Below are 2,665 nucleotides of genomic sequence, written 5' to 3' on the forward strand. Positions count from 1 at the left end.
CCAGGTCGTCGAGGCCGCCGCCACGGCGGGCGCTCCCAACCTCGGGCTCCCGGCCAACCTCGACGACCTGAAGAAGTGAGTACCGTCCTGCCCTCGCGGGGTGGTGCGGGTGCGTGGCAGCCTGGAGGTGGAGTTTTGCGCAGGTCGCCCGTGTGGGTGACACGGTGGTGCTTTCGAAGGAGTCCGTGCCATGGCCGGTAGTGCCACGGGCGGTGGCCGTAGCGGCCGGACCGTCGAGCGTGCTTTTGCGGGTGGGTGGACCACCGTAGCCGGGATCATGCTGATCTTCAGCGGCATCATGGCGGTGTTTCAGGGGATCGCCGGTATCGCGAATGACGACCTGCTGGTGGTCACCCGGAATTACACGTACTCGATGAGCAACACGGGCTGGGGATGGATTCAGCTGGCCCTCGGTGCCGTCCTCGTTCTGGCCGGAACGGCGCTCGTCGGGGGCGGGGGAGCCCTGTGGGCGCGGGCCGTCGGCGTCGTCGTGGCCGGGCTCGGGATGATCGCCAACTTCCTCTGGCTTCCCCACTACCCGTTCTGGGCGATCGTTCTGATCACGATCGACGCCTTCGTCATCTGGGCGCTGTGCGTCGGAACGACCAGAACACTGGACTGACGGTTGCGGACGCGCCCGCACGGCCGGAGCGGCGTGGTGCCCACGTTCCGGCGCAGGGCCGGGCCGTTCCGCCGGCGCGACCGTTCACCGTCCGCGGGTCAGCGGTCGGCGTTGTACGCGTCCCACGCCTGCTTCTGCCAGAACAGCACGAGGAAGAGCGCGAGCAGCAGCTCGTCGGACAGCGAGTCGTCCTCGCCGTGCAGCCGGACGCGAATGGGGCGGCTGCCGAGCCGGTCGTAGAAGATCTCGACGGGGCCGACGGCGGACACCCGGCTGCCGTGCCGATCGTAGGTCAACTCATAGGGGCCGATGCGCAGCAGGCGGGCGCCGTGCTTGCTGGCTTCGCAGGTCCACTGGCCGACCGTGCGCGGCAGGGAGGACCACCGGCGGTAGGTGATCTCGATGCCGCCCACGGCGCGCAAGGTCGAACCGAGCCGCTGGTACTCGAGTGCCCATGGCCCCAGGGCGCGTGGCGTGCTGTCCAGCCACTCCCGGTGGCCGTAGGTGACCGCCGCGCCGCCGATTTCGCGCAACAGCCCTTTGTGGTACGTCAGCTCGATGTCCGTGTCCATGCCTCGACCCACCTCCGGGGAGGGCGCCACGAGGAGTCGTCGCGTCGTGGTTCTCCGAGAGCGACAGCTCCAGCCTTACACCTGCGGCGGACTCCCCGCAGCACGACGGCGCGGCGGGGGCTACGGCTGCCGCGGCCCAGGGGTGGTCAGGAGAGCGTTGCGAAGCCGGCGCAGAGCAGGCGGACGCTTCGCGTGAACTTCTCGTCCTGGTCCAGCCGCGGAGCCAGCGGGCCCATGAGCAGGGGAAAGCGCTCGCACAGTTCGGCGTGGAGCTCGGCGGTGACGGCCGGGGGCGCCGTGGGCTGGTTCTGCTCCTGGAGCACGAAACCGGTGACGTGGCTGAGCAGGGTGTCGGCGGCGACGCCGCACTGGTCGTGGGGCAGGCCGGCATCGACGAGGGTGCCCAGCAGGCGTTCCATCAGGGAGAAGGCGCCGGTGCTGAGCGTGCCCGGGCTCTCGGCGAGGAGCCGGGCGCCGCCGGGGTGCTGCTTGATGCTCCGGCGCAGGGCGGTGGCCTGGGCCGCGACGTGGTCCTGCCAGGTTGCGGCGGGCGGGAGGGCGGCGAGGGCTTCGGTCCCGGCGTCGTACGCCTGACGGCAGACCCGGTCGGCCATCAGGGCGAGCAACTCGTCCTTGCCGCGCACGTGGTAGTAGAGGCTGCCCGCGTGGGTGTCCAGGCGGTCGGCGACCTGACGCATCGACAGGTTGTGGTAGCCGACCTCGGCGAAGACGGCCATCCCCGCATCGACGATGCGCTCCCTGGTGAGCTTCACGCAACCACCGTACAGCGTTCTCCAACACTGTTCGAAAGTTGTGCTAGCTTGGCGCGGTCAAATTTTCTAACGGCGTTGGAAAGCGCCGCAACCGGGGGAGATGGGGCATGGGGGCGATCGTCTTCAACGTGACCACGGCCGCGTTGATGATCATGATAGTCAACTGCGGGCTCGGCGCGGTCGGCCGCGACACGCTGCACGGACGGCCGCTCCCGTGGGCGGCCATCGCCCTGAGCGCGCTCGCCGTCGGCGGCGTGCTGCTCCAGCTGGCCTGGTCCGGCGCCATGGACGCGCTGGACGCCGACCCCGCCAAGTCCGGCTGGTGGCGCGAGTTCACCTCGGTGTTCATGCAGAACGGCGGCCTCTTCGGCGGCCTGTGGAACCTCCTCACCCTTGCCGCCGTCGCCGCGCTCGCCCAGTGGTACTGGGGCGGCCCGCTCACCCTCGGCTTCTTCCTCGCCGGCATCGTGCTGCCCGGCCGCATCGACACCCTGCTCGGCTTCGGCGACGGGCCCAGCACCGATCCGCGCAACTTCGCGGGCAGCTCCGGCGCCACCTACTTCCTCGGCGCCACCCTGGCCCTCGCGCTGCTCACCCGCACGCGCCTCCCCAAGGAGATCGCCCTGGCGGCCGGCGTCCCGGTGCTCGGCCTGGCGATGTGGCTCGGTCAGGAGAACGGCCACGGGCTGGTGTGCGTC

General features: G+C 70.5%; 4 protein-coding genes. 2 read left to right on the plus strand and 2 right to left on the minus strand.

Annotated features, from left to right (window positions below; translation table 11 throughout):
* The first annotated feature begins 190 nt into the window (after positions 1-190).
* On the plus strand, positions 191-622 hold the full coding sequence (locus ABZ885_RS39140; RefSeq protein ID WP_360199669.1) for a hypothetical protein: 432 nt from the start codon (positions 191-193) through the stop codon (positions 620-622).
* A gap of 98 nt (positions 623-720) precedes the next feature.
* Here ABZ885_RS39140 and ABZ885_RS39145 read toward each other — a convergent pair whose 3' ends face one another.
* Together ABZ885_RS39145 and ABZ885_RS39150 are read right to left on the minus strand one after the other, a co-directional pair.
* Positions 721-1,194, minus strand: coding sequence for a hypothetical protein (locus ABZ885_RS39145; RefSeq protein WP_360199671.1), 474 nt, complete (start codon positions 1,192-1,194; stop codon positions 721-723).
* A 146-nt stretch (positions 1,195-1,340) separates the two neighbouring features.
* Positions 1,341-1,967 (minus strand): TetR/AcrR family transcriptional regulator, encoded by a 627-nt coding sequence (locus ABZ885_RS39150; protein ID WP_360199673.1) that lies wholly within the window; start codon positions 1,965-1,967, stop codon positions 1,341-1,343.
* A gap of 107 nt (positions 1,968-2,074) precedes the next feature.
* Between ABZ885_RS39150 and ABZ885_RS39155 the strand changes: the two genes are divergently transcribed.
* A partial coding sequence (locus ABZ885_RS39155; protein WP_360199675.1) for a hypothetical protein occupies positions 2,075-2,665 on the plus strand: 591 nt, incomplete at its 3' end.

The sequence above is a fragment of the Kitasatospora sp. NPDC047058 genome, from assembly GCF_040643935.1.
Lineage (GTDB): Bacteria > Actinomycetota > Actinomycetes > Streptomycetales > Streptomycetaceae > Kitasatospora.